This is a genomic window from Streptosporangium sp. NPDC051022 (assembly GCF_040683035.1).
In the GTDB taxonomy this organism is placed as follows: Bacteria; Actinomycetota; Actinomycetes; order Streptosporangiales; family Streptosporangiaceae; genus Streptosporangium.
The window spans coordinates 1-1,958 of sequence record NZ_JBFBCF010000085.1; the positions used below are offsets into that span (position 1 = coordinate 1).

Here is a 1,958-nt window from a genome sequence, read left to right on the forward strand (position 1 = left end):
CGCAATGCTGCATGCGGATGCTCGGGCATCTCCAACGCGCGTTGACTGATGGGGATCTCGCCATCGAGAATCCGCCGCAGGATCGCGATGCTAGTGCTGCGGCTCATCCAGCGCAGAAGCCGGTCCGCGTCGTGCTTGTAGGAAAGGAGATAGTGGCGTAGAGGTTCGAGGGCAGCACGCGCGTCGCTATCCGACGCTTCGGAGAATAGCTCCTCGACTTGTTTCACCAGATCGCAGCCCGAGCACAGCGTCCGCCGTGCCCCCCGTTCGCCTCCGCATTCATTGCAGGTGAAAAGTGGTGCGTTCCCCCCTGTGCGTCAGGATGGGGTGAGACACCAGCACTGCTGACCTTCGCACTGCACGGGGCGAGAACGGACCAATACTGAGATGACGATGACGGTTGCTGACGTCGGCACCGATGATGGGGCTATGGCTCCTCGTGCTGACCGGCCCAAGAGGCGGACGTTCACCGCCGAGTTCAAAGCGGCGATCCTGGCCGAGTACGACGCCGCGGACCGCTCTGGGCGTGGGGAGATCCTGCGCCGGGAGGGCCTGTACACCTCCCACATCATCGAGTGGCGCAAGGCCGCGGCCGCCGGCTCGCTGTCCGGGCTGGGCAGCAAGCCGCGGGACCGGCGCGAGCGGGAGCTGCAGGCGCTACGGGCCCGGGCGGAGAAGGCCGAGGCCGAGCTGGCCAAGACCAGGGCGGCGCTGGACCTGATGGGAAAAGCACACGCGCTCTTGGAGACGCTCTCCGAGAGCGCGGACAAGCCGCCGCGGTCGCCGCGGTGATCAACCCGGCCGTCGACGGGCTGGCCGAGCACGTCGGCACCGCGGCTGCGTGCGCGCTGCTGGGTCGCTCCCGCGCCAGTCACTACCGGGCCAAGAACCCGCCACCGCCACGTCCACGGACACCGCGGCCGGCACCGGCGAACAAGCTGTCCGCCGCCGAGCGGGCCCACGTGCTGGCCGTGTTGACCAGCCAGCGGTTCGCGGACAAGTCGGTCGCCCAGGTCTGGGCCACGCTGCTGGACGAGGGCACCTACCTGTGCTCGATGTCCACGATGCACCGGATCCTGCGCGAGCACGACATGGCCGGGGAACGGCGCCGGCAGGCGAGCCACCCGCCCCGGACCCGGCCCGAGCTCGTCGCGACGGCGCCGGGGCAGGTGTGGAGTTGGGACATCACAAAGCTCAAGGGGCCGGAGCGGGGCGTGTACTACGACCTGTACGTCGTGCTCGACATCTTCTCCAGGTTCGTCGTGGGCTGGACCATCGCGGCCCGCGAGGACGCCGAGATCGCCAAGAACCTGCTCGAGCACGCCATGGGCATCCATGGCGTGCCGGAGGCGATCCACGCCGACCGCGGGACCTCGATGACCTCCAAACCGGTCGCTCAGCTGCTCGTCGACCTCGGGGTGGCCAGGTCGCACTCCCGCCCGCACGTGTCGAACGACAACCCTTACAGCGAGGCGGCGTTCAAGACGCTGAAGTACGCCCCGGTCTTCCCCGAGCGCTTCGGGTCCCTGGCCGACGCCGGCGCGTTCGCCGAGCAGTTCTTCGCCTACTACAACCACGAGCACCGCCACTGCGGGATCGGGCTGCACACCCCCGCCAGCGTCCACTTCGGCACCGCCGGGCAGGTCCGCGCCCAGCGCCAGGCCACCCTGGACGCGGCCTACGCCGCCCGTCCCGAGCGCTTCGGCCACCGCCGACCCCAGGCGCCCAAGCTGCCCGAGGCCGCCTGGATCAACCAGCCCTCACAGGAGGCCCTCATACAGACCGCCTGACGGAATCTGTCTCACCCGCCTTGACACTTTCCGCTTCGATTACAGCCCGATCACGGAGCGACCGACGATTTCGTGGCCGAATGGGGCCCGAGTGGCGTTCTATGTCGGGCTGAACATCGAGCACTATCAGATCGACAAGCCCTCCACGAGCATCTTCGGCGGTACCGC

Annotated in this window: 1 protein-coding gene and 1 pseudogene; one reads left to right on the plus strand and one right to left on the minus strand. The window is 68.5% G+C overall.

Translation table 11 applies throughout. From position 1 onward, the window contains the following. On the minus strand, positions 1-227 hold a 227-nt coding region (locus AB0N02_RS47280), incomplete at its 3' end, for a hypothetical protein (protein ID WP_363961751.1). Between the two features lie 202 nt (positions 228-429). Here AB0N02_RS47280 and AB0N02_RS47285 point away from each other — a divergent pair. Then, positions 430-1,790 (plus strand): annotated as a pseudogene (locus AB0N02_RS47285) (IS3 family transposase). The last annotated feature ends 168 nt before the right edge of the window (positions 1,791-1,958 follow it).